Source organism: Streptomyces sp. NBC_00104 (genome assembly GCF_045160825.1).
GTDB lineage: Bacteria > Actinomycetota > Actinomycetes > Streptomycetales > Streptomycetaceae > Streptomyces.
The window spans coordinates 4,713,287-4,736,235 of sequence record NZ_CP108215.1 but is presented as its reverse complement, the minus strand read 5'-3'; the positions used below and the strand labels follow the sequence as shown (position 1 = coordinate 4,736,235).

Below are 22,949 nucleotides of genomic sequence, written 5' to 3'. Positions count from 1 at the left end.
TCCACGACCTGAACGGGAGTACCGCCCCGTGGCCACATTCCTCTACAAACTCGGTCGACTCGCCTTCCGGCGACGACACTTCGTAGCCCTGCTCTGGGTGGCACTGCTGACGCTCGCGGGCGTCGGCGCCGCCTCCGCGCCCGCCGCCGGCTCGTCCTCCTTCTCCATCCCGGGGACCGAGGCCCAGAAGGCCTTCGACCTGCTGGAACAGCGCTATCCCGGCATGAGCGCCGACGGCGGCACCGCCCGGGTCGTCTTCAAAGCGCCCGACGGCGAGAAGATGACCGACGCCGCGAACAAGGCGACCGTCGAGAAGACCGTCGAGGAACTGGGCGACGGCTCCGAAGTCGTCTCCGTCAGCGACCCGTTCACCACCAGGGCGGTCAGCAGGGACGGGACGGTCGCCTACGCCTCGGTCACGTACAAGGTCCCGGGCATGGAGCTGAAGGACTCCTCCAAGGAGGCTCTGGAGACCGCCGCGCACAAGGCGCAGGACGCCGGGCTGACCGTCGAGATGGGCGGTGACGCCCTGCAGGCCGAGCCCGAGACGGCGGCCACCGGCGAGATCATCGGCCTCGCCCTGGCCGCGGTCGTCCTCGTCGTCACCCTGGGCTCGCTCGTCGCGGCCGGGCTGCCGCTGCTGACGGCGATCATCGGCGTCGGCATCGGCGTCTCCACCATCACCGCCCTCGCCGACGCGCTCGACCTCGGCGACACCACCTCCACCCTCGCCCTGATGATCGGTCTCGCGGTCGGTATCGACTACGCGCTCTTCATCGTCTCCCGCTACCGGTCCGAACTGGCCGAGGGCCGGGAACGCGAGGAAGCGGTCGGCCGGGCCGTCGGCACCGCCGGCTCGGCGGTGGTCTTCGCGGGCCTCACGGTCGTGATCGCGCTGGCCGGTCTCGCGGTCGTCAACGTCCCGATGCTGACCAAGATGGGGCTCGCGGCGGCGGGCACGGTCGTCATCGCGGTCCTCATCGCCCTCACCATGGTCCCGGCGCTGCTCGGCTACGCGGGCCGCAGGGTCCGGCCGGCCGGTGAGAAGGGCAAGCTGCTCGGACGCCGCAAGGCGAAGGGCTCCGCCACGGATTCCGGCAAGGAATCCGCCGTGGTCAAGCCCAGCATGGGCACCCGTTGGGCGAGCTTCGTCGTCCGTCGTCCGGTCGCCGTGCTGCTGTTCGGCGTGGTCGGCCTGGGCGCGATCGCGGTCCCTGCCACCCAGCTGGAGCTGGGCCTGCCCGACGACGGCTCGCAGCCGACGTCCACCACGCAGCGCCGGGCGTACGACCTGCTGTCCGAGGGCTTCGGGCCCGGCTTCAACGGCCCCCTGATGGTCGTCGTCGACGCCAAGGACAGCGCGTCCCCGCAGGAGGCCGCCACCGCGGTGACGGACGGGATCAAGGGTCTCAAGGACGTCGTCACGGTGACCCCCGCGACGTTCAACAAGGCCGGCGACACCGCGATGATCACGGTGATCCCGAACTCCAAGCCGTCCTCCACGCAGACCGAGGACCTGGTGCACGCCATCCGTGACGAGGGCGCCGGCGTGACGGCGGACACGGACGCGAAGGTGCTGGTCACCGGCGCCACGGCGATGAACATCGACTTCTCGCAGAAGCTCACCGACGCGCTGCTCCCGTACCTGGCGCTGGTGGTGGGCCTCGCCTTCCTCCTGCTGATCGTGATCTTCCGGTCGATCCTGGTTCCGCTGAAGGCGGCCCTCGGCTTCCTGCTCAGCGTGCTGGCCGCGCTCGGCGCCGTGGTCGCGGTCTTCCAGTGGGGCTGGCTGGCGGGGCTCATCGGCGTCGAGGAGACCGGCCCGATCATGTCGATGATGCCGATCTTCATGGTGGGCGTGGTCTTCGGCCTGGCCATGGACTACGAGGTGTTCCTCGTGACCCGCATACGCGAGGCCTACGTCCACGGCGAGAACCCGAACCAGGCCGTGGTGACCGGCTTCAAGTACAGCGCCCGGGTGGTCGCGGCCGCCGCGGCGATCATGATGGCCGTCTTCGCCGGCTTCATCGGCTCGGGCGAGTCGATGATCAAGATGATCGGCTTCGGCCTCGCCATCGCCGTCCTCTTCGACGCGTTCGTCGTCCGTATGGCCATCGTCCCGGCCATCCTCGCCCTCCTGGGCGACAAGGCCTGGTGGCTGCCGAAGTGGCTCGACCGCGCGCTGCCGAACGTCGACGTCGAGGGTGAGGGCCTGCGGGCCCACGACGACGCGGCGAAGAAGTCGGCCGAGGACGACGAGGACAGGGAGCTGGTCCGCGCCTGACGCGACGGACGGCTGCCGAGCGGGATCGGCTGCCGAGCGGGATCGGCCTGCCTGAGCAGGACCGGCTGCCGCGCAGGACCGCCGGTGAGGGCCCGTGGGGACGGGTGCCCTCACCGGCTTCCGCGTTCCCGGGGTCCGCCGGGTGGCTGGGCCTGGGCATAGAGGACAGGCGGCATAGCGGACAAGATCCGGCCTATACGGTTCCTAGCGTGGTCGTACGCGTCACCCACCGGAACCGGAGCGACCGACCATGGACACCGACACCGACACCGACACCGACACCGACACCGACACCGACACCGACACCGACACCGACACCGACACCGACACCGACACCGACACCGACACCGACACCGACACCGACACCGACACCGACACCGACACCGAGATCCGTCCCTTCCGCATCGACATCCAGCAGGCCGAACTGGACGACCTGGAGGACCGGTTGGCGCGTACGCGCTGGCCTCGAGAGCTGCCGGGCGAGGGGAACGGCTTCGGCAGGGGCGCGCCGGTGGCGGCGGTGCGGGAGCTGGCCGAGTACTGGCGCACGACGTACGACTGGCGGGCCCAGGAACGCCGCCTCAACGCGTTCCCCCAGTTCCTGACCGAGATCGACGGCCTGGACGTGCACTTCCTCCATGTGCGCTCGCCCCGGCCCGACGCCGTCCCTCTCCTGCTTTCTCACGGCTGGCCCCACTCGGTCGTCGAGTTCACGCGTCTGATCGGTCCGCTGACGGAGCGCGGGTTCCATGTCGTGGCCCCGTCCGTCCCCGGCTTCGCCTTCTCCGAGGGGCCGAGGGAGGAGGGCTTCGGCATCGACGACGTGGCGCGCATGTGGGCCGAGTTGATGCGCCGCCTCGGTTACGACCGCTACGGCGTTCAGGGCGGCGACCTGGGCGCGTACCTGGCGCCGGCGGTGGCTCGTACGGCCCCCTCGCATGTCGTCGGCGTCCACATCAACGGTGGCTTCGGCTTCCCCACGGAGAAGGACGTCCCCGAACTGACCGACGCCGAGCGGGCCCACCACGAGATGATCAAGCAGTGGTCGGTCGGCGGCGTCGACCACCACACCCTCCTCCGCTTCGCCCCGCAGACCTTCGCGTACGCCTGGAACGACTCGCCGGTGGCCCAACTCGCCTGGATGATGCAGAAGTTCGAGGACTTCGGCATCCGTGACCACGACCGCGACCGTGACCGTGACCTGTTCCTCACGAACGTCGCGCTCTACTGGCTGACGGGCACCTCCGGCACGTCGTCCTGGTTCATGTACAACCGCCGGGAGTTCGCGTGGCCGGAGGGGCAGAAGCACGCCCCGACGGGCGTGTACTGCGGCCCGCCCGCGATCCGCCGCCTCGCCGAACGCGACAATCGGATCGTGCACTGGCCGGAGTCGAACCCGGGGAGCCACTTCGTGGGGATGGACGAGCCGGTGGCACTGGCGACCGACATCCGCGTCTTCTTCGACAGGATTCTCTGACTGCGAGGGCATGACCGGTGACCGATGCGACCGATGAGATGAGACCGATGTGGCTGATGTGACCGGTGAGGGCGGCGACCGCGGCGACCGCGGTGACAACCGCATGGGGCCGCCCCACTTCGGTACCGAACGCGAGACGCTCCGCGCCTTCCTCGACTATCACCGCGCGACGCTCGCCATGAAGTGCGCTGGCCTCTCGGACGAGGAGCTGCGCAGCCGGTCGATGCCCCCGTCGGCCCTCTCTCTGCTGGGCCTCGTGCGACACATGGCGGAGGTGGAACGGGCCTGGTTCCGCCGGGCCTTCGAGGATCACGACGCCCCCATGGTGTGGTCGAAGGAGATCGACTTCCAGGCGGCGTACGACGCGAGCGCCTCGACGCGGGCGGAGGCGTTCGGGGCGTGGGAGGCGGAGGTGGAGACCTCGCGCCGTATCGAACGGGAGGCGGAGTCCCTGGACCTCGCCGGTTACCAGCCCAGGTGGGGCGAGGAGGTCTCGCTGCGGATGGTCATGGTTCACGTGCTGCTGGAGTACGGCCGCCACAACGGTCACGCGGACTTTCTGCGGGAGGGGGTGGACGGGACGGTGGGGGCGTGAGTACGCGGCCTCAGAAGTGCTGCTTGGCCGTTCTGATCAGGCGGGCGATCCCGTCCCGGGTCCGTACGCGGCGCTCGTCGAACTCCGGCCTGCTGTCGGCCTTGTGGACGGCGGTGACATCGGCGAGGACGGTCTCCGCGGCCAGGCTCAGGGCTTCGTCGTCCGTGAGCATCTGCACGCGGAACAAGGCCTCCTGCGCGCCGGAGCGCAGGTCGTACGCGCGCACGCGGACCGTGTCGGGGTCCTCCGGGGGCGGCTGTTCACGCTCGCAGAACCACAGGTGGACGAGGCAGCGGCGGTAGTTGATCAGCGCGCCGGCGTACGCGGAGTAGGCGTCGAGGCGCTCCTGGCGAAGCCTCTCCCGGCGGGCGAACTCGTGGCTCCGGTCCGTGGTGCGCTGCTGGAAGGCGAGCGTCAGACCCGAGCCGAGGAGTGTGCCGAGTACGGCTATGCCACTGGCGATGATGGTCTCCACGGTCCAAGCTGATCACGCGGGGATGGACGGCGACAGGTGGGGCGCCGGCAGGCGGGGCTGTGGGAGGCGTGGGTGGAGAGACTGCGGCGGGCCTTTCTGGACTTCGACCGGCGCCACGGCGGTGCGGAGCCTCCCCCGAAGGTCCAGGTCTTCGTGGCCCGGCACCCGGTGGGCACGGGCCTGCTCTTCGGCGTCACCTTCGGCCTGCTGGTCGCCTCCGGAGTGTCCGCCTTCCACGACCCCGTGCTTCTCCTTCAGGCGGCCCTGCCCGGGGTGGGTTTGGGGCTCTTCGTGTGGCTCGTCTGCCGCGTCGAACGCCGCCGTCAGGCCCACTACGCACGCAACGGAGGCTTTCGCTGGGACCCTCCCCAGCCGCCCGTCCGGGACGGCACCCTGCCGGTCTGGTTCGAGGGCCTGCTCTGGCTCAGCTACTGGACCGTCTACCTGGTGCTCATCTGGCTCGTGGGCCAACTGCGGAGCCCACCCTTCACCTGGGTCCAGAGCGCGATCTACGCCGGGTTCCTGATCATCGGAAGCTGGGCCGTGCGCCTGACCAAGGAACGCCGACGGCGACGGGGCCGTTGACCACCAGCACCGAGGCAGGGGTCACTCCCCGGTGTCGGCTCGGTCCTCGCCGAACACCTCGGTGACGGAGGTGGCCCTGATCGCGCGGGTGAACCAGCGGTTGAGGGTGTCGAGGTCGTGGCAGGAGGTGATGCGGTCGCGATCGGCATCGGACACGTGCACGTCGCGGCCGTCGAGGAGCAGCAGGATGTCCTCGATCTTTGCCTCGGTCAACCCTTTGGCCACGCCCTGCGCGACCCCTTGTGCGACGCCCTGCGCGACGCCCTGCGCGACGCCCTGCGCCCTCCCCTCCGCCCGGATTTCCTCGGAGATCGGCGACGTGAAGAACGAGAGGTCGGTCATGAGGTCCCTCCAGGTAGCGGCGGCCGAGGTTTCGCCCAGCCTCTGAGATGTCAGTTCTACGAAGATCGTCGCGGTGTCGGGGTCGCGGGCTTCGAGGCCCTTCAGAGCGTCTACCAGTACTTTGAGTATGGCACCGGCGCATGGGTCGCGGCGGTGAAGGACAGCGGACAGAACGGTCAGTGGGATGTCGCGGCGAGCCTGGACCGGGTCGTCGATGACCGGCACGTTGTCCGGCCCCAGGACCAGAGGGCGCAGTGTGAGGGAAGGCCACTCGGGTGGGCCGAAGTCCACGGCCTCGGACGCCCAGGCGGCTGTGCTCCGGCTGTCGCACACCACGAGGAGAACGGCGGGCATCTGGTACTTCGCGTGCAGGTGCGCCACGTAGTAGGCCCAGTTCCTGGGCTTCTCGGGGACTTTCTTTCCCTGGGCCTCGACGGCCAGAAGGAACTTGCCCTTCTTCGTCTCGATACTCAGCAGCGTGTCCACCCGCCGTTCCAGCGGACGGTTCTCCGTCAGGTCGGTGGGGAACGGCGTGGCCGAGACCGGATCGTCGAAGGGGATGCCGAGTGCTCGTACGGCGCGGGCGAAGACACCGGGGTCCTGTTGGAAGATCCGGTGCATGGCTTCGTGGGGGGAACTGACCATCGGGTGGTGTCCGGTCCTTTCGTCACTCTTGGGTGTGAGCATATGACGGACAACTATGCTCAGACCTGGCGGAGTTGGGAGTATTCACCCGCAGGGGTGATAGGCGCTCTCGTGCTTACCTCCGCCCACACCGTCTTCCGCGGCTTCGGTCCCTCCGCCACGCCCCAGCGGTCCGCCAGTGCGGTGACGAGGAGGAGGCCTCGGCCGGACTCGTGGTCGGGGGCGGGGTGTTGGGGGCGGGTGTCGGTGGCTTCGATGCGGAGCGTGTCGCCGATGACGTAGAGGGTGAGGCGGAAGTCGCGGCCGGCCACGCGGGCGTGGGTCGCCGTGTTGGCCGCGAGTTCCGCGACGACGTGCCCGCACCGGGTCCAGGGCGAGCCAGGCGGGCGCCGCGTGGTGTGGGGGACGGGAGTATGCTGAAGTTGCCTATGGGGATGTCGAGTTGGACAGTTGCGGCACGTCGTCCACATCACAGGGGGACTGACCACCCGATGATCCGCGCGATACGACTCCGAAGACGGATACGCAGCGCCGACACGCGGGTCGCGGTCGGCGTGGGGGCAGGGGACCTCCTCCTGTGCTGCGTGCTCCTTCTGGTGGCGGTCGGGGTGTGGTTCGTGGAGCCCACCACCAGCGAGGAGGAAACCCAGGCCTGGCATCTCGCGGGCCGGATCTACGGCTACTGGCTCCTGAGCGGGCTGGTTCTCTTCCCGGTGCTGGGGATGACGCGGACGCTGGTCGTCGACCTGACCGCCATGATCGTGGCGCCTGTCGTGCTGTTCGCGCTCGTGATGCTGTCGGCCGCACGGTGACGTAGGTCCGCGCCGCCTGAGAAGGTGTCCATGGCGGACACCTGGGAAGCACACAGCAATCGCTCATAGCATCCGGGCATTCCATGACGGGACATTCCGAAAGCGCGGTCGGCATCATGAGCACAGCGAGCAACAGCGGCGGCAACAGCAGCAGCGGCAACGGCCACAGCCACGGCCACCACCACCACCACGACGACGAGTTCGACAGAGGGCTCTCCTACGACCTCCCCGTGTTCGCCCGCCGCCGCATGATCAGACTGCTGGCCGGCGCGAGCATGGTCCCGCTGGTGGCGGCCTGTTCCTCGGACGACTCCGGCAACGGCGCCGCGTCGGACTCGTCCTCCTCCGGCTCGTCCTCCTCCTCGTCCTCGGGCAACTCCTCCGGCTCGGACTGCGAGGTCATCCCGGAAGAGACGGCCGGCCCGTACCCCGGTGACGGCTCGAACGGCCCGAACGTCCTCAAGGAGAGCGGTGTCGTCCGGCGGGACATCACCAAGAGCTTCGGCTCGGCCGACGGTGTCGCCGAAGGCATCCCGCTGACGATCACGCTGACGGTCGTCGACCAGGCCTCCGGCTGCGACACCCCGAAGGAGGGCGCGGCCGTCTACCTGTGGCACTGCGACCGGGAGGGCAGGTACTCCCTCTACACCGACGGCGTCACCGAGGAGAACTATCTGCGCGGCGTCCAGGAGACCGACGACAAGGGCCAGGTCACCTTCACGTCGATCTTCCCGGCCTGCTACACGGGCCGCTGGCCGCACATCCACTTCGAGGTCTACGACAGCCTCGACGACGCCACCGGCGGCCAGGACGTCGCCGCCACCTCGCAGCTCGCCTTCCCCAAGGACGTCTGCGACACCGTGTACGCGACGGACGGTTACAGCCAGAGCGTCGAGAACCTCAGCCAGCTCTCCCTGGAGAGCGACATGATCTTCAGCGACGGCTACGACCAACAGCTCGCCACCACCGAGGGCAGCACTGACAAGGGCTACACGGCCACCCTCACCGTGCCGGTGTGACGCGGCTGCCGGGCCGCGGAGCCGGAGCCGCCCCCGGTTCCGCGGCCCGGCTCGGCTCGGCCGAGGTGCGCCGTGTGCCCCTCCGCTCAGTGCGCCACCGGCGTGGCCGTGTACGTCCGGCGCAGGAAGCGGATCAGCGCCTTCGTGTCGAACTGCATCACCGCCACCCCCTGGGCGGAGTGGAACTCCATGACGGCCTGGACGCGGCCGCAGGGCCAGATACTCACGGGGCCGGAGGTGGTGGGGGTGCGGAGGCCGCGTTCGAGAAGGTCGCGGGGGAAGGTCCACTCGTCAGGGCCGGGCAGGCGCACGCGGACGGCGGAGGCGTCGGGGTCGTAGCGGAGCACGACCGGCACGGTGTCCCGGTCCTCGGGGGAGTCCGTGACGACATGGGCCCGGGCGTACTGCTCGACGGTGACAGACATCGGGCAACTCCTCAACGCTGAGTGACGCAAGCAGAAGCTGTGAATCCGCTGTCCGCTGCCTCTCCAATGTCGCATATTTTCCGCCCGGCGCCCCCGGAAGCCCTGTGAGGGTGCCGGAGGCCCCTGTCAGGGCGTGGCGGCAAGGTCCTGAGTACCCCGCGAGGGCGCACGGGAACCGAGGGGGAGGGGGTCCGTCCCCCGGAGTTCGGCGAGCCGTTCGCTAATCAGTCCCGCATCGCTCTTGCAAGAGACTCGCAATAGGGCTCTATCATCGTAAGGTTCCAGCCACCCGCAGACCCCCCGCCCCACCCCCCCCAGCCAGTGCGTCCCACCCGGTGGCCCGGCCCCCGACCAGGAGAGCGAGCCCTCGTATGCACGTCCCCGACGGATTCATCAACGCCCCCGTCTCGGCGGTCGCCGGAGTCGTCGCCGCCGGTGCGGTCGCCGTGAGCCTGCGTGGCGCCCGGCGTGAGCTGGACGAGCGGACGGCGCCGCTCGCCGGGCTCGTCGCCGCGTTCATCTTCGCCGTGCAGATGCTGAACTTCCCGGTCGCGGCCGGGACCAGCGGACATCTGCTCGGCGGTGCCCTGGCCGCGATTCTCGTGGGCCCCTGTACCGGGGTCCTGTGCCTGTCCGTGGTGCTCCTGATGCAGGGCATCCTCTTCGCCGACGGCGGCCTCACCGCCCTCGGCGTGAACATCACGATCATGGGGGTCATCACCTCCGTCGTCGGATACGCGGTCTTCCGCGGGCTCGTCACCGTCCTCCCCAGGAAGCGGCGCTCCGTCACCGTCTCCGCCTTCGTCGCCGCCCTGGTCTCCGTGCCCGCCGCGGCCGCCGCCTTCACCCTCGTCTACGCGATCGGCGGCACCACGGACGTGCCGATCGGCTCGGTTCTCACCGCCATGGTCGGGGTCCACGTCCTCATCGGCATCGGCGAGGCCGCGATCACCGCCGCCACCGTCGGTGCCGTCATCGCCGTACGCCCGGACCTCGTCCATGGTGCCCGGGGCCTGACCGCCCCGCTGAAGCTGCGTGTCAACGGCGAGCTGGTCGACGCGCCCGCGGCCGGGCCGACGCCCGCACCCGGGCCGACGCCCGCACCCGTGGCCGCCCGGTCGCCCCGCCGGCTGATCCTCGCCGGCCTCGGCGTCTCCCTCCTCCTCGCCGGTGTCGTCAGCTTCTACGCCTCCGCAAGCCCCGACGGGCTGGAGAAGGTCGCCGCCGACAAGGGCATCGACGCCAAGGCCGAGGACCACGCCGCCGCCGACTCCCCGCTCGCCGACTACGGCGTCGAGGGCCTCACCGACGCCCGGATGTCGGGCGGTCTCGCGGGCGTGATCGGCGTCGGCGTCACGGTCGTCGCCGGTACGGGCGTCTTCTGGTCCGTACGCAGGCGGCGTACCGGCGAGGGCGACGCCACGTCCCCCACCTCCGTGCCCGAGAACGCCTGACATGGGCGCGGGTCACGCACACAAGCTCTACCGGCACGCGCACTCGCCCGTGCACGCCCTGCCGCCGCACACCAAACTGGCGGCCGTCTTCGCCTTCGTGATCGTCGTGGTGTCGACGCCACGGGAGGCGATGTGGGCGTTCGGGCTGTACGCGGTGCTCCTCGGCGCGGTCGCGTACGTGGCCCGCGTACCCGCCGGGTTCCTGCTGAGGCGGCTGCTGATCGAGATCCCGTTCGTCGCGTTCGCCGTGCTCATGCCGTTCGTGGCGCAGGGCGAGCGGGTCGAGGTCCTCGGGGTGTCGCTGAGCGTCAGCGGGCTCTGGGGTGCCTGGAACGTCCTCGCCAAGGGGACGCTGGGCGTCGCCGCCTCCGTCCTCCTCGCGTCCACGACCGAGCTCCGCGAACTCCTCCTGGGGCTCCAGCGCCTCAAACTGCCGCCGCTCCTCGTCCAGATCGCGTCCTTCATGATCCGCTACGGCGATGTGATCACCGATGAGATGCGACGGATGCGGATCGCGCGCGAGTCGCGCGGGTTCGAGGCGAGCGGCGTACGGCACTGGGGGGTGCTCGCCACGTCGGCCGGGGCGCTGTTCATCCGCTCGTACGAGCGGGGCGAGCGGGTCCATCTGGCCATGATCAGCCGGGGGTACGCGGGCACCATGCCCGTCATCGACGAGGTGACCGCGTCCCGGGCGCAGTGGTCGTACGCCTTCGCCCTCCCGGTCGCCGCGCTCGTCGTATGTCTGCTGGGATGGAGCCTGTGACCGCGTCCAAGAATCCCGAGGATCTCCTGCCCCCGTCCCTCGACTCCGTGCCCCCGTCCCTCGAAGTCGCCGGCCTGGCCTTCGCCTATCCCGACGGCCACCAGGCCCTCTTCGGCGTCGACTTCACCGTCGGGCGAGGGGAGAGGGTCGCCCTGCTCGGGCCGAACGGGGCCGGGAAGACCACCCTCGTCCTGCACCTCAACGGCATCCTCACCGGGGGCGCGGGCGCGGTGACCGTCGCCGGGATGCCGGTCGGCAAGCGGCACATGGCCGAGATCCGGCGGAAGGTCGGCATCGTCTTCCAAGACCCCGACGACCAGTTGTTCATGCCGACCGTGCGGGAGGACGTGGCCTTCGGGCCCGCCGCGGCGGGAATGAAGGGCGCCGAGCTGGAGGCCCGGGTGGACAAGGCCCTCGGGCAGGTCGGCATGACGGAGTTCAAGGAACGGCCGCCGCACCATCTCTCCTTCGGGCAGCGGCGCCGGGTGGCCGTGGCCACCGTGCTCGCCATGGAGCCCGAGATCCTCGTCCTCGACGAGCCGTCCTCCAACCTCGACCCCGCCTCGCGCCGCGAACTCGCCGACATCCTGCGGTCGTTGGACGTCACCGTCCTCATGGTCACGCACGACCTGCCGTACGCCCTCGAACTGTGCCCGCGCTCGCTGATCCTCAGCGACGGGGTCATCGCGGCGGACGGGGTGACCGGTGAACTCCTCGTCGACGACGAGCTGATGCGGGCGCATCGGCTTGAACTGCCGTTCGGGTTCGACCCGCGAGCGGTGAGGGCGGGATAGGGCTCGGGATAGAGCTCGGGGGTACGGGTTGTTCGCCGGGTGCGGGTCCGGTGGGGCTTCTCGCGCAGTTCCCCGCGCCCCCCAAGAGCAGGGGCTACGCCCCATGCTCTTCGGCCCACGGCCCACGGCCCACGGCCCACGGCCCACGGCCCCCGGGGCCGAGGCCCACGGGGCCGCGGGGCCGTGGCCTTTCAGGCCCCCCGGCCCGTCGCCTTCCAGGCCCGCAGGGCCTGGTCTTTCAGGGGCGCGGGGAACTGCGCGAGAAGCCCCACCGGACCCGCGGACAACCACACTCGCCCCGACCGGCCCACGCGAACATCCGCAACAATGGCCCCCGTGACGAATCAAGCGGATGCGCAACGGCACGGTTCGCTACTCCTCGACGAGCAGTTGTGCTTCGCGCTGTACGCGGCACAGCGCGCGGTCACCGCCGCGTACCGCCCGCTGCTCGACGAACTCGGCCTCACCTACCCGCAGTACCTGGTCATGCTCTCCCTCTGGGAGCGAGGCGAGACCACCGTCAAGGAACTCGCGGGCGCCCTGCGGCTCGACTACGGCACGGTCTCGCCGCTGCTGAAGCGGCTGGAGTCGGCCGGGCTGCTGCGCCGGGAGCGGTCGCCGCGGGACGAGCGTTCGGTGCGGATCGCTCTCACCGGGCGCGGCGAACAGCTCCGCGACCGCGCGGCGGCCGTCCCCGCCACCCTGACCGCCGCCACCGGACTCCACGGCCCCGAGGTGGTCCGGCTGCGGGAGGAGCTGTGGCAGCTGACGGCGCGGGCGACGAAGGCGGCGGGCCGCTGAGCGGGCGAGGGCGAGGGCGAGGGCGAGGGCGAGGGCGATGGTGAGGTCGAGGGTGAGGTCGAGGGGAAGGGGGCGAGCGAGGGTGACCGGTCGGCCCCTCCATCTCCATCTCCCTCTCCCCTTCCCCGGATCGGCGGTGACCTTGTGTTACCCGTGGTTACTACCCCCGGGTAACCGATAGGCACCTACCAGCCGGTACCTTGTGCACGATGTATTCGTGCGCGCCTGTCCTGGGGAGGCCACGCGCTCGTCCTGGGGGAGGCCAAGGGAATGACTGACGACGCCGCGGGGGAGACCCTTTCCGATACTCGTCCGACGAAGATCATGTACGTCGCCGAGGCCACCGCGCACGGCGGCCGGGACGGCTACATCAGCAGCCTGGACGGCCAGATCGACCTCAAGGTCGCGATGCCGCCGGCGATGGGCGGCGACGGCAACGGCACCAACCCCGAGCAGCTGTTCGCCGCCGGGTACAGCTCCTGTTTCCACAACGCGCTGGTCCTCGTCGGCCGCCGCGCGGGCTACGACCTGACCGGCTCCACCGTCGCCGCGAAGGTCGGCATCGGCCCCAACAAGCAGCGCGGTTACGGCCTCGCCGTCGCCCTCAGCGTCTCCCTCCCGGTCCTCGACCAGGACATCGCGGCCAAGCTCGTCGACGCGGCCCACCAGGTCTGCCCGTACTCGAACGCGACCCGCGACAACATCGACGTCACGATCGTGCTGGGCTGAGGCGGCCGAGGCGGCTGAGGCGGCCGAAGCGGCCCCGGGCCGAGGAATCCGGGGCCGTGCGTGTACGTTGCACCCGTCGTCGTGGGAGTGAGTCGTCGTGGTGAGTGAACGGACAGGGAGCACCGGCGTGGACGTGAACGGTACGGTCGCCGAGGGCTTCGAGCCGGTGCGGGCCGCGTTCGTGCGCAACTTCGAGGCGCTGGGCGAGCGGGGCGCGGCGGTCGTGGTCTACCGGCACGGCCGCAAGGTCGTCGACCTGTGGGCCGGCACCCGGGACGTCGACGGCGGCGAGCCCTGGCAGCACGGCACCGCCCAGATCATGCGCTCGGCGACCAAGGGCGTCGCCGCCGCCGTGCCGTTGCTGCTGGCCGAGCGCGGCGAGCTGGACCTCGACGCGCCGGTGGGCCGGTACTGGCCGGAGTTCAAGGCGCGCGGCAAGGACCGGGTGCTGGTGAGGCAGGTGCTCAACCACCAGGCCGGGCTTCCCGTCCTCGACCGTCCCCTCACCCCCGGCGAGGCGCTGGACCCGCGCCGGGGCCCCGAGGCCGTCGCCGCGCAGTCCCCCGCCTGGGAGCCCGGCACCGCCCACGGGTACCACCCCCTGACGTACGGCTGGATGCTCGACGAACTGGTCCGCCGCGTGACCGGCCGGGGGACCGGCGAGTGGATCGCGTCGGACATCGCCGCCCCGCTGGGCCTGGAGTCGGACCTGTGGCTGGGGCTGCCGGACTCGGTGGCGGCGGCGGGCCGGGTCGGCTACGCGGGCCGGCTGGAGTCGGCGCCCGAACCCACGGGCGGCCTGCGGGTCCGCGCCAAGCGGTCGGTCACCGCGGCCTACGACGACCCGGACTCCCTCACGCGTCGCGCCTTCGCCGCGATCACGCCGTTCCCCGACCAGAACGACCCCGCGTACCGCGCGTCCGCGCTCCCCGCGACCAACGGCATCGCCACGGCGGACGGCCTGGCCCGCTTCTACGCGGCGCTCATCGGCGAGGTCGACGGCGTACGGCTGTTCGGCCCGGCGACCCTGGAGGCGGCCCGCGCCGAGGAATCCTCCGGCCCCGACCGCGTCCTCGTCATCAACAGCCGCTTCGGCCTGGGCTACATGCTCCACGGCACCGCCTCCCCGCTGCTGGCCCCGGGCTCCTTCGGCCACCCCGGCCGAGGCGGCCCCCTCGGCTTCGCCGACCCCGACTCCGGCCTCGCCCTCGGCTACATCACGAACGGCTACCGCAAGTCGGTGACGGCGGACCCGAGGGCTCAGGCGCTGGTGCGGGCGGTGAGGGAGGCGCTGGGCTAGAGGGCGCTCCGGTCCTCAGCGGCGCAGGGAACCGCGGAACCAGCCCCGCCCGGCCCGAAGCCGCAAGGCCCGAAGCCGCCCGGCGGGAGCGCGCCCCGGCTGGCAGGTGCCCCCGGCTGGCAGGTGTCCCAGGGCTGGGAGGTGCCCCGGGTCTGGCAGGTGCCCCTGGCTAGGAGGCGTACCCGGAGGCCGCGCCCCGCGGAGCGGCCGTCGCGGACGAGCGGCCGGACCGGCCCAGGGCTCCCCCGCTGGTGTCCTGGCCCGATCCCGGAGATCCGGACGGCCGCCCGCCGCGGCGGCGATCTCCAGGATGCGCGGAATTCCGCCCGCTGTCGTTGGCTGACGGTCCACTCTCACTTGGCAACGCGTCCACTGTTCGCCGCAGCTCACCCGGCGGCATCCCGTACGCCGCCCGGAACGCCCGGCTGAACTCGGCCGCGCGCGGAAACCCCCAGCGCGCCCCGATCGCGTGGATCGGCGTGGCCCGCAGCACCGGGTCGGGGTCGGTGAGGTCGCGGTGCGCGTTGCGCAGCCGCTGGTCGCGGACGTAGGCGGCGACGGTCAGGCCCTCCGCCTGGAAGAGCCGGTGCAGATAGCTGCGTGAGATGTGGTGGACGTCGGCGATGGCCGTGGGGGTGAGGTCGGGATCGCCCAGGTGCCGCCGTATGAACGCCTTGATGTTCAGGAGCAGCGTCCGCCCGTGAGCCTCCGGCGTCAGCCGCGGCTCCGTGTCGGCGGCGTGGGCGAAGAGCGCGGTGATCAGGTCGGCGACGACCGTGCCGAGGCGGGGCGCGTCGGCGGGCCGGTACGGGGCCGTGTCCGCCGCCAGCTGCATCAGGAACTGCGCGAGCAGCGCGCCGACGCCCTCCCGGCCCGACAGGCGGCTGCCGATCACCTGGTCCGCCCTGCGCGCGGGCAGGGCGACGAGTGAGCGGGGTATTTCGAGGCCGACGGTGGTGACCGGGTCGGTGCCGGTGAGGATCTCGTACGCCATCGAGGTGCAGTTGACGTGGAAGTCCTGCGCCTCGTACGCGACCTGCTGTCTGCCCCAGGTGGCGGCGCCCTCGCCCTGGAGGAGAAGGGACAGGTGGAACGTCTCCGGGTCGGACTGGCGGATCATCTTCGGGGTGCGGCGGAAGACGATCGGGTCGAAGGTGGCGGGCCAGATCGTCACGTCGCCGAGGGGGATGAGGCGTTGGTGGGCGTAGTAGTCGTCGGCGGGGCCGGGTCGCGACTGCGGGAGGGGGACCAGGCCCATGGGCGCGTGCGTCTGCCGCAGCAGCTCCGCCCAGGCCTCGAACCGGGCGTCCACCGGGAGGTCCACGGACCGGAAGACCGACTCGTGCAACACGGGGCCAGTCAACCACAGGGCTGCACTGCGGCTGTTGGGCACCCGAAGGCCGCGGCCGGGCGGGTTGGCTCACCGGCGCTCACGGCGCCTGCGGGCCCACCGCGCCCACCGCGCCCACCCGTGCCGCCCCAGCGGCACGACTGCCCGCGGCTGTGCGGGGCTGCGCGGGCCGGGGCGGACGGGTGGGCCGCGGTCGACGTCGGCCGTGCTCGTGCCCGTGCCCGTGCTCAGAGGGCTATCGGGTGGGACGTCCGGCCCGATGCCTCGTCTATCTCGTCGTGGGCCTTGGTGAGGAGCTTCATGGCGAGCTCGTTCAGTGCCCTCGCCCCGGCTATCTCCTCGCCGACCCGGGGTTGATTGGAGTCGGTCTGGTGGCGGCTGGCGTAGCCGTTGGCGCGTACTTCCTTCCCGTCGGGGAGCCGTACGAGGGCCGCCGCCCGTGTGCGCTGATCGTCCTCCTGGAACTCCAGCTCGATGTGCCATCCGACAGCGGTTTTCATCATGACGATCACCTCCGGAACCGCTCTTTCCAGAGTGCTCCTCCGCGGCCGCGGACGCACGGCCTGGCCGGCACGCGACGCGTCTACCCGGCCCGCAGCATCAGCCCGATCCCCACCACCACCAGCCCCGCCGCCACGATCCGCGGCGCCCCGAACCGCTCCTTGAAGAACACCGCCCCGATCGCCGCCCCCACGATGATCGACGACTCCCGCAGGGCCGCGATGGGGGCCAACTCCGCCTTCGTCTGGGCCCACAGGACCAGCCCGTACGCCGCCACCGACAGCGCGGCGCCGAGCAGGCCCACGGCGGCGAACGGCCGGAGCAGGGCGACCGTCCCGCCGCGCCACCTCCAGACCGCGTACGCGGGGATCGCGAGCCCCTCCAGGGCCATCAGCCAGGCGATGTAGCCCAGGGCGGACCCGGAGGCCCGTACGCCGAGGCCGTCCACGACCGTGTACGAGGCGATCGACAGGCCCGTGGCCAGCGCCGCCCCGATGGCCGCCCAGTGCGGCCGGTCGCCGCGCAGGCCCCACAGCGCGACCCCGGTCAGCCCGGCGCAGCTCAGCAGGATGCCGGCCGCCGCCCAGCCGTCCGGCACCTCGTGGGCGAAGACCGCGGCGAGGACGGTGACGACGAGGGGCGCGGAGCCGCGCGCGATGGGGTACGCCTGGCCGAAGTCGCCCAGCCGGAAGGACGTCATCAGCAGCACGTAGTACACGAGGTGGATGACCGCCGAGGCGATCAGATACGGCCACGCGCCCGCCTCCGGGAGTGGCACGAACGGCACCATCGCGAACCCGATCAGCGCGCCGCCGCCGGATATCAGGGCGAAGCCGACGAGCTTGTCCGTGATCTTGTGAGCGATCGCGTTCCAGCTGGCGTGGGTGACCGCGGCGAGCAGCACCGCCGCGGTGACGACCGGCGTCACGCGTTCCGCTCGGGGGTGCCCTCGGCGTCTGCGGTGCGTGCGGCGTCTGCGGCGTCTGCGGCGTCTGCGGTGTCTGCGGCCTCCCGGACGTCCACCAGGGTGGCGCCCGCGTGGGCGATCAGCGCCTTGGGATCCATGGGGAAGACGGTGTACGGGGTACCGGCCGCCGCCCACACCGTGGCGTGGTCGAGGAGCGAGCGGTCCGCGAGGACGCGGGTCCTCGTCCGGTGTCCGAAGGGCGGGACCCCGCCGATCGCGTACCCGGTCGTCTCCCGTACGACGTCGGCGCGGGCCCGGGTGACCTTCTCGGCGCCGAGTTCACGCCGGACCAGTTCCACGTCCACCCTCGACGCGCCGTCCATGAGCACCAGCACCGGGACGCCGTCCGCCGCGAAGATCAGCGACTTGCAGATCGCGCTCAACTCGCAGCCGAGCGCGGTGGCCGCCTCCGCCGCGGTCCGGGTGGCCTCCGGGAACCGGCGGATCTCGGCGTGCAGTTCGCCCAGACCCAGCGCGGTGAGCGCCTCGGCGAAACGGGGGTGGGCTCCGGAGCCCTCGGTGTCCTGTGCGTCGTTGGTCATGGCGGGCACGCTAGCGGTGGGTGTACCCGCCATGCGACCGGGTTGTCGAGGTGGTACGGCGGGTGCGGGTGGGTGGGGCTGGTCGCGGCCCGCGCCCACCTGCCCGTCGCCTTCCAGGCCCGCAGGGGCCTGGGCTTTCAGGGGCGCGGGGAACTGCGCGAGAAGCCCCACCGGACCCGCACCCGACGAACAACCCATCCAGCCACAGAGACGCACTGGACCGACTGATCCGTTTCGCTGACGATCGGGGGATGACAGAGACTCCGCCTACCCCGCCCGCCGACGGCACCCGCGCCTTCCTCATCCTCCACGGCTGGCAGAACCACCGCCCGGCCGCCCACTGGCAGCACTGGCTGGCCGACCGCCTCACCGACCTGGGCCACGAGGTGGCGTACCCGCGGCTGCCGGAGGCGGACGACCCGGACCTGGAGCGGTGGCTGGCGGAACTGGACGCGCTGCTGGGCGAGTTGGCGGACCGGCGGATCACGGTGGTCTGCCACAGCCTGGCCTGCCTGCTGTGGCTGCACGCGGTGGCGCGGGACGACGTCCTGTCCGGCCCCGTCGACCGCGTGCTCCTCGTCGCCCCGCCCGCCCCGGAGGTCCTCCTGGAGCACCCGGAGGTCGCCGAGTTCGCCCCGCCGCCGCTGACGCCCGCGCGGCTGGCCCTGGCCGCCTCGTACACCCGGGTCGTCGGCACCGACAACGACCCGTACTGCCCCGGCGGCGCGGCCGTCGTCTACGCCGAACCGCTGGGCCTGCCCGCCGACGTACTGCCGGGCGAGGCCCATCTCGACCTGGACGCGGGCTACGGTTCCTGGCCGTCGGTGTTCGACTGGTGCCTGGACCCGTCACCCGAGTCGTACGAGAAGGCCCCCGTCCTCGGCCGTACGTGACCGGCTGGGATCAGCTGCCGGCCGTCAGTGGCCCATCGTCAGCCGTCGACCGTCGACCGTCGACCGTCGACCGTCGACCGTCAGCCGTCGACCGTCAGCCGTCGACCGTCAGCCGCCCATCGTCAGCCGCCGACCGTCAGCCGCCGACGGTCAGCCGCCCATCGTCAGTGGCCCGTGGACAGCCGCCGACCGTCAGTGGCCCGTAGGCAGCCGCCGACCGTCAGCCGCCCGTAGGCAGCCGTCGTCCTCAGCTGCCGGCCTTCAGCAGCGCCGCCACGATCGGGCCCGCCGACTCGCTGCCGTGGCCGCCCTGCTGGACGACTCCGGCGGAGGCCAGGTCGCCCTTCCAGGCGGTGAACCAGCCGTTGGGCTCCTTCTGGCCGTCGACCTCGGCGGAGCCCGTCTTGGCGCCGTAGTCGGGGCCGAGGCCCGACATCGCCTCGGCCGCCGTACCGGCCGCGGCGGTGTACCGCAGGAGTTCGGTGAGCTGGGAGCGGACGGTGGCGGACATGGGCCGGGTGGCGGTCGCGAGGGTGCGGCCGTCGACGGACGGCGCGACCAGATAGGGCTGCTTGAAGACGCCCGTCTTGGCCGTCGACACCACCGACGCCATGTTCAGCGGATTCATCCGCACCCCGCCCTGGCCGATCAGCGAGGCCGCCATCGGGGCGTCGCTCTGCACCGGCACCGCGCCGTCGAAGCTGGACACGCCGATCGCCCAGTTGTTCAGGCCGAGCCCGAAGACCTGCTGGGCCTCCTGGGTCAGGGAGTTGTCGTCCAGCTTCTTCGCCTGGGAGATGAAGGCGGTGTTGCAGGAGCGCGCGAAGCTCGCCTTGAACGTGCCGTTCTTGATCTGGAACTTGTCGTCGTTCTGGAACTTCCAGCCGCCGTACGACGAGAACTTGGGGCACGGGTGGACCTTGTCCGCCGAGGCCAGGCCCTTGTCGATGAGCAGCGCCGACGACACGATCTTCATCGTGGAGCCGGGGGCGAGCGAGCCCTGGAACGCCACGTTGAAGCTGCTGGAGTTCGCCGCGGCCAGGATCTCGCCGGTCGAGGGCCGCATCACGACCACCGACGCCCGCTTCGTGGCCGCCACCTTCTCCTCGGCGACGGCCTGGAGCGCCGGGCTGAGCGTCGTCTTCAACTCCCCCGGGGTGCCCTCGCTCAGCTCCAGCAGCGTCTTGTCGGCGGCCTTCTCCTTGGCGGACTTGTCGTCCGACTTGTCCGACCCAGCCGACCCATCCGACGCGTTCGACTCGTCCTGCGCCGGGTCCGCCCGGACGATCCGCAGCTCGACGCCCGCCTTGCCGCCCGCCTTCTTGCCGTACTTCTCCCGCAGGCCGTCCAGAACCGAGCCCAGCGACGGGTACTTCTTCGTCGTCAGTTCGCCGCCGTCCCGGTCGAGGGCCTTCACCGGGGGCGTTCCCGCCTCGCCGGTCACCAGCCGGTCGCCCTCGTCGAGGTCGGGGTGGACGACGGACGGCTGCCAGTCGACGACGGGTTCGCCGTCCTTCTCCGCCCGCACGACGGTGAGGGCGGACTTGTACGTCAGCGGCTTCTCCGTGCCCTTGTAGGAGACCGTGCCCTTGACCGTGAACGGCACCTCGTCGCCCGAGCGCTTGCCACGGGTGAGCGTGACGTCCTCGATGTGGGCGTCCTTGGTGAAGCCGGTCAACGCGGTCTTCGCGGACGCCGAGTCGTCCGTGGCGGCGGCGGCCTTCGTGACGGTGCCCTTCTGCCAGGCGGTGAGGAACGTGGTCGCGGCCGTACGGACCTCTCCGGCGGACAGGGGACCGCTCTTCACGGCCTTGGCGTCGGCCGAACCGTCGTCGGCCGAAGCACCGGCGCCGAACACCGTGTACACGGCGACCGCTCCGCCACCGAGGGCGGCGACCGCCACGCCGCCCAGCACCAGGTGCCGCCGTGACCTGCCCGACTTCGCGGCCTTCCGCTCGTCGACACGCCTTCTCTTACCCACGCTCCCGACCTTCCGCTGCCCCCGGCTGCCTCTCGTCCCTCAACGAGAACCACCACACTAGAGTCCCGCGGATCACTCCGTGGGTTCGGCCGAGGATATGTGCGGGTGGGTGGGGGCTGGTCGCGCCCCGCGACGGAGCCGCACATCGACACGGCCCCGCGCCCCTGGAAAGCAGTGGCTGCGCCCGTGCTTTCCAGCCCGCAGGACCCCCTGCCAAGGGGCCCAGGATCGTCATCCAAGGGGCCCAGGATCGTCATCCAAGGGGCGCGGGATCGTCATTCAGGGGCGCGGGGAACGGCGCGAGCAACCACACGCAACCACACACAACCGCACCCCGGAACCGATCCGCACCCCTATGGCGCGACCGGGGCGCTCACCCCCCGGCCTTGAGCACCTCCACCACGATCGGCCCGGCCGACTCGCCCCCGCGGCCGCCGCCCTCCGACATCGCCGCCGCCGCCACATCCCCGCGGAACCCGGTGAACCAACTGTCGGCCACGGCCTGCCCGTCGATCTCCGCTGACCCGGTCTTCGCCCCGATGTCCCCGCTGAGCCCGTTCATGACGGTCGCCGCCGTCCCCTGCGTCGCGGTCAGCCTCATCATCTGCTTCAACTGTGACGAGGTGCCGGCCCGCAGACCCTTCGCCGTGGCCAACTCCCGGTCGTCCAGCTTCGGTGACACCAGATACGGCTGCCGGAACTGCCCCGTGATCGCCGTGGACGTCACCGACGCCATGTTCAACGGGTTCATCAGGACGTCACCCTGACCGATGGCGTTGGCGGCCCGGTTCGGCCCGCCGGACGGCGGCACCTTGCCGTCCATGGAGACGATGCCCGTCTTCCAGTCGTCCCGGCCGATCCCGAACCGCTCCTGCGCCTCCTCGGTCAACGACGCGTCGGTGAGCGGCTTCTCGTCGATCAGCTTGATGAAGGCCGTGTTGCAGGACTGCGTGAAACTCTTGGCGAGCGTGGCGTTCGGGGTCTCGTCGGCCTTCAGGCCCGGCAGGTTCTTGAAGGTCTGGCTCATCCAGGTGGCCGTGTCGGGACAGGGGGCGGGGCCGTTCATGGAGGTCACGCCGTTGTCGATGAGCATCGCGGCGGTGACGATCTTCATCGTGGAGCCGGGCGGGAGTTCGCCCTGGAAGGCCGCGTTGAAGCCGTCCTCGCGGTTGTTGGCGACGGCCAGCACCTGACCGGTGCTGGGCTGCAGGGCGACCACGGACGACTCGGCGTACTTCTTGACCGCCTTCTCGGCCGCCGCCTGCGCCCGCGCGCTGATCGTGGTCTCCAGCTTGCCCGCCCTGCCCTTGGCGAGGGTCAGCAGGGTGGTGTCGCCGGCGTTCGTGGTGGTGCGCAGGATGCCCAGCTCGACACCGGGGGTGCCGCCCGCGTCGGCGCCGTAGCGTTCGCGCAGGGTGTCGAGGATCGGTCCCAGGGAGGGGTACTTCTCCTTGGTCAGCACCTCGCCGTTCCGGCCCACGGCCTCGATGGGCGGTGCCGCGGCCTCCCCGGTGAACAGCGTGTCGCCGTCCTTCAGTTCGGGGTGCACGACGGAGGGCTGCCAGTCGACCAGCGCCCGCCCGGTCGTCTTCCCGCGCACGACGGTCAGCCGGCTCTTGTAGGCGAGTTCCTTGCTCTTCCCCTGGTACGACACCGTCGCCTCGACGGAGTACGGGACGGTCCGGCCGCCGGTGCCGGTCGGTCTGCCCGGCTCGATCTTCACGTCGTCGATCCGCGCGGTGTCGACGAAGCTGCCGAACACCTTCCCCGCGTCCACCGCGTTGTTCGTGTACGACGACGCCGTGGCCGAGTCGCCCTTCTCCCAGGCCGCGAAGAACTTCTCCGACGTCTCCCGGACCTCGTCCGCGCTCGGCGGCCCGGTCCGTTTCTCCGGGCCCGCACCGCTCTCGTTGAGCGCCGTCACGAAGTTGTACCCGCCGTACCCGGCACCCCCCACCATCGCCGCGAACACCCCGCCGACTATGGCGACCTTGACCCCCTTGCGCATCCCGCGCCCCTCTCCCCGTGCCTACCCCGTCGCGCCCTGATGGCCTTACGCCAGGCGGCCTCCAAACCCTTTGAACACGTTCAGAAACCGCTTGCCGAGGCTCACTGTAAACACGCCGGAGTGACGCGTGGGAGAAATGCTTCCTGTGCGTGCCCTGATTGTTAGCCCAGCAACCCCAACGAACCGGGTTCAGGCCAGCGCGCCCG

General features: G+C 71.2%; 22 protein-coding genes and 1 pseudogene. 13 read left to right on the top strand and 10 right to left on the bottom strand.

Annotated features, from left to right (window positions below; translation table 11 throughout):
* Positions 1-28 precede the first annotated feature (28 nt).
* The 3 genes from OG272_RS20635 (at position 29) to OG272_RS20625 (ending at position 4,356) form a co-directional block, all read left to right on the top strand.
* Positions 29-2,284 (top strand): MMPL family transporter, encoded by a 2,256-nt coding sequence (locus OG272_RS20635; protein WP_405894360.1) that lies wholly within the window; start codon positions 29-31, stop codon positions 2,282-2,284.
* A 250-nt stretch (positions 2,285-2,534) separates the two neighbouring features.
* Entirely contained in the window at positions 2,535-3,761 is a 1,227-nt protein-coding gene (locus tag OG272_RS20630; RefSeq protein ID WP_405894358.1) for an epoxide hydrolase family protein, read from the top strand.
* Between the two features lie 103 nt (positions 3,762-3,864).
* Complete coding sequence (locus OG272_RS20625; RefSeq protein ID WP_405896045.1) at positions 3,865-4,356, top strand: DinB family protein; 492 nt, start codon at positions 3,865-3,867, stop codon at positions 4,354-4,356.
* A 10-nt stretch (positions 4,357-4,366) separates the two neighbouring features.
* Here OG272_RS20625 and OG272_RS20620 read toward each other — a convergent pair whose 3' ends face one another.
* On the bottom strand, positions 4,367-4,831 hold the full coding sequence (locus OG272_RS20620; protein ID WP_326582183.1) for a hypothetical protein: 465 nt from the start codon (positions 4,829-4,831) through the stop codon (positions 4,367-4,369).
* Between the two features lie 36 nt (positions 4,832-4,867).
* Here OG272_RS20620 and OG272_RS20615 point away from each other — a divergent pair, with 36 nt between their 5' ends.
* Positions 4,868-5,416 carry a hypothetical protein gene (locus tag OG272_RS20615; protein WP_327729290.1) on the top strand — a complete coding sequence of 183 codons (549 nt, stop codon included), beginning with the start codon at positions 4,868-4,870 and terminating at the stop codon, positions 5,414-5,416.
* Between the two features lie 21 nt (positions 5,417-5,437).
* Here the strand turns inward: OG272_RS20615 and OG272_RS20610 are convergent, their stop codons facing one another.
* Entirely contained in the window at positions 5,438-6,403 is a 966-nt protein-coding gene (locus OG272_RS20610; RefSeq protein WP_405894355.1) for a hypothetical protein, read from the bottom strand.
* Between the two features lie 59 nt (positions 6,404-6,462).
* Positions 6,463-6,818 (bottom strand): annotated as a pseudogene (locus tag OG272_RS20605) (ATP-binding protein).
* Between the two features lie 169 nt (positions 6,819-6,987).
* Between OG272_RS20605 and OG272_RS20600 the strand changes: the two are divergent.
* Both OG272_RS20600 and OG272_RS20595 read left to right on the top strand, forming a co-directional pair.
* On the top strand, positions 6,988-7,215 hold the full coding sequence (locus OG272_RS20600; RefSeq protein WP_405894354.1) for a hypothetical protein: 228 nt from the start codon (positions 6,988-6,990) through the stop codon (positions 7,213-7,215).
* A 116-nt stretch (positions 7,216-7,331) separates the two neighbouring features.
* Entirely contained in the window at positions 7,332-8,234 is a 903-nt protein-coding gene (locus tag OG272_RS20595) for an intradiol ring-cleavage dioxygenase (RefSeq protein ID WP_405894352.1), read from the top strand.
* Positions 8,235-8,320: 86 nt separating this feature from the next.
* Here the strand turns inward: OG272_RS20595 and OG272_RS20590 are convergent, their stop codons facing one another.
* On the bottom strand, positions 8,321-8,659 hold the full coding sequence (locus tag OG272_RS20590; protein WP_326582189.1) for an SsgA family sporulation/cell division regulator: 339 nt from the start codon (positions 8,657-8,659) through the stop codon (positions 8,321-8,323).
* 371 nt (positions 8,660-9,030) lie between these two features.
* Here OG272_RS20590 and OG272_RS20585 point away from each other — a divergent pair, with 371 nt between their 5' ends.
* From OG272_RS20585 to OG272_RS20560, 6 genes are all read left to right on the top strand, one after another.
* Positions 9,031-10,113, top strand: coding sequence for an energy-coupling factor ABC transporter permease (locus OG272_RS20585; RefSeq protein ID WP_328223289.1), 1,083 nt, complete (start codon positions 9,031-9,033; stop codon positions 10,111-10,113).
* A gap of 1 nt (position 10,114) precedes the next feature.
* Positions 10,115-10,876, top strand: coding sequence for a cobalt ECF transporter T component CbiQ (gene cbiQ / locus OG272_RS20580; protein ID WP_327729296.1), 762 nt, complete (start codon positions 10,115-10,117; stop codon positions 10,874-10,876).
* Positions 10,864-11,670: an ABC transporter ATP-binding protein gene (locus OG272_RS20575; protein WP_327729298.1), complete on the top strand. Its 807-nt coding sequence runs from the start codon at positions 10,864-10,866 to the stop codon at positions 11,668-11,670. The genes cbiQ and OG272_RS20575 overlap by 13 nt, the downstream gene beginning before the upstream one ends.
* A 327-nt stretch (positions 11,671-11,997) precedes the next feature.
* A complete protein-coding gene (locus OG272_RS20570) occupies positions 11,998-12,471 on the top strand; it encodes a MarR family transcriptional regulator (RefSeq protein ID WP_326582193.1) in 474 nt (157 codons plus the stop codon).
* A gap of 270 nt (positions 12,472-12,741) precedes the next feature.
* Positions 12,742-13,200 (top strand): organic hydroperoxide resistance protein, encoded by a 459-nt coding sequence (locus tag OG272_RS20565; protein WP_327729299.1) that lies wholly within the window; start codon positions 12,742-12,744, stop codon positions 13,198-13,200.
* Between the two features lie 127 nt (positions 13,201-13,327).
* Positions 13,328-14,500 carry a serine hydrolase domain-containing protein gene (locus tag OG272_RS20560; RefSeq protein ID WP_405894349.1) on the top strand — a complete coding sequence of 391 codons (1,173 nt, stop codon included), beginning with the start codon at positions 13,328-13,330 and terminating at the stop codon, positions 14,498-14,500.
* 169 nt (positions 14,501-14,669) lie between these two features.
* On the opposite strand, the gene OG272_RS20555 is transcribed toward OG272_RS20560, so the two are convergent.
* The 4 genes from OG272_RS20555 to OG272_RS20540 all read right to left on the bottom strand — a co-directional run bounded on the left by OG272_RS20555 (position 14,670) and on the right by OG272_RS20540 (position 17,861).
* On the bottom strand, positions 14,670-15,851 hold the full coding sequence (locus OG272_RS20555; RefSeq protein WP_328223287.1) for a helix-turn-helix domain-containing protein: 1,182 nt from the start codon (positions 15,849-15,851) through the stop codon (positions 14,670-14,672).
* A 227-nt stretch (positions 15,852-16,078) separates the two neighbouring features.
* Positions 16,079-16,354, bottom strand: coding sequence for a DUF1876 domain-containing protein (locus tag OG272_RS20550; protein WP_045556434.1), 276 nt, complete (start codon positions 16,352-16,354; stop codon positions 16,079-16,081).
* An 80-nt stretch (positions 16,355-16,434) separates the two neighbouring features.
* The gene (locus OG272_RS20545; RefSeq protein WP_326582197.1) at positions 16,435-17,280 is read right to left on the bottom strand and encodes a DMT family transporter; all 846 of its coding nucleotides are present in this window, start codon (positions 17,278-17,280) and stop codon (positions 16,435-16,437) included.
* A complete protein-coding gene (locus tag OG272_RS20540) occupies positions 17,277-17,861 on the bottom strand; it encodes a YbaK/EbsC family protein (protein ID WP_405894347.1) in 585 nt (194 codons plus the stop codon). The genes OG272_RS20545 and OG272_RS20540 overlap by 4 nt, the downstream gene beginning before the upstream one ends.
* A 251-nt stretch (positions 17,862-18,112) precedes the next feature.
* Here OG272_RS20540 and OG272_RS20535 point away from each other — a divergent pair, with 251 nt between their 5' ends.
* A complete protein-coding gene (locus OG272_RS20535; RefSeq protein WP_327729319.1) occupies positions 18,113-18,754 on the top strand; it encodes an alpha/beta hydrolase in 642 nt (213 codons plus the stop codon).
* A gap of 247 nt (positions 18,755-19,001) precedes the next feature.
* Here OG272_RS20535 and OG272_RS20530 read toward each other — a convergent pair whose 3' ends face one another.
* Positions 19,002-20,735 (bottom strand): penicillin-binding transpeptidase domain-containing protein, encoded by a 1,734-nt coding sequence (locus OG272_RS20530; RefSeq protein WP_328223285.1) that lies wholly within the window; start codon positions 20,733-20,735, stop codon positions 19,002-19,004.
* A gap of 373 nt (positions 20,736-21,108) precedes the next feature.
* Complete coding sequence (locus tag OG272_RS20525) at positions 21,109-22,743, bottom strand: penicillin-binding transpeptidase domain-containing protein (RefSeq protein ID WP_328223284.1); 1,635 nt, start codon at positions 22,741-22,743, stop codon at positions 21,109-21,111.
* Positions 22,744-22,949 lie beyond the last annotated feature (206 nt).

Coding starts and splice junctions, on each gene's coding strand:
- OG272_RS20630 (WP_405894358.1), top strand. CDS start 2,535: ATGGACACCGACACCGACACCGACACCGACACCGACACCGACACCGAC.
- OG272_RS20625 (WP_405896045.1), top strand. CDS start 3,865: ATGGGGCCGCCCCACTTCGGTACCGAACGCGAGACGCTCCGCGCCTTC.
- OG272_RS20610 (WP_405894355.1), bottom strand. CDS start 6,403: ATGGTCAGTTCCCCCCACGAAGCCATGCACCGGATCTTCCAACAGGAC.
- OG272_RS20595 (WP_405894352.1), top strand. CDS start 7,332: ATGAGCACAGCGAGCAACAGCGGCGGCAACAGCAGCAGCGGCAACGGC.
- OG272_RS20590 (WP_326582189.1), bottom strand. CDS start 8,659: ATGTCTGTCACCGTCGAGCAGTACGCCCGGGCCCATGTCGTCACGGAC.
- OG272_RS20585 (WP_328223289.1), top strand. CDS start 9,031: ATGCACGTCCCCGACGGATTCATCAACGCCCCCGTCTCGGCGGTCGCC.
- cbiQ (WP_327729296.1), top strand. CDS start 10,115: ATGGGCGCGGGTCACGCACACAAGCTCTACCGGCACGCGCACTCGCCC.
- OG272_RS20575 (WP_327729298.1), top strand. CDS start 10,864: ATGGAGCCTGTGACCGCGTCCAAGAATCCCGAGGATCTCCTGCCCCCG.
- OG272_RS20570 (WP_326582193.1), top strand. CDS start 11,998: ATGGCCCCCGTGACGAATCAAGCGGATGCGCAACGGCACGGTTCGCTA.
- OG272_RS20565 (WP_327729299.1), top strand. CDS start 12,742: ATGACTGACGACGCCGCGGGGGAGACCCTTTCCGATACTCGTCCGACG.
- OG272_RS20550 (WP_045556434.1), bottom strand. CDS start 16,354: ATGATGAAAACCGCTGTCGGATGGCACATCGAGCTGGAGTTCCAGGAG.
- OG272_RS20540 (WP_405894347.1), bottom strand. CDS start 17,861: ATGACCAACGACGCACAGGACACCGAGGGCTCCGGAGCCCACCCCCGT.
- OG272_RS20535 (WP_327729319.1), top strand. CDS start 18,113: ATGACAGAGACTCCGCCTACCCCGCCCGCCGACGGCACCCGCGCCTTC.
- OG272_RS20525 (WP_328223284.1), bottom strand. CDS start 22,743: ATGCGCAAGGGGGTCAAGGTCGCCATAGTCGGCGGGGTGTTCGCGGCG.